The 310-nt window shown below is 65.2% G+C and carries 1 pseudogene; it reads left to right on the forward strand.

Features of this window, described 5'->3' with window-relative positions:
- Window positions 1-292: pseudogene (locus BN1800_RS39840) on the forward strand (copper oxidase); the annotation flags it as partial.
- Window positions 293-310: the final 18 nt, after the last annotated feature.

Below are 310 nucleotides of genomic sequence, written 5' to 3' on the forward strand. Positions count from 1 at the left end.
CATGCCCATGGGCACCAAGGGCATGGCCGACATGGGCGAAATGGAAATGCCCATTCCCGAGAACACCGTTCCGATGATGACCGGCTGGGGGCCGCACGGCCCCATCGAGATGGGCGGCATGTTCTCGGTCGTGAAGGTCCGCGAGGGCATCTCGGCGGACGATTACGCCGATCCGGGCTGGTACGAGAACCCGCCCGGAACGCAGGCCTGGGAATGGACCGGCGAACTGCCGGCGGCGACCAAGGCCAAGGACGCGAAGACGCACATCACCCCGAAGCCGACAAACGGCTGAGGCTCCATCTTCCACATC

The organism is Rhizobium sullae (genome assembly GCF_900169785.1).
GTDB lineage: Bacteria > Pseudomonadota > Alphaproteobacteria > Rhizobiales > Rhizobiaceae > Rhizobium > Rhizobium sullae.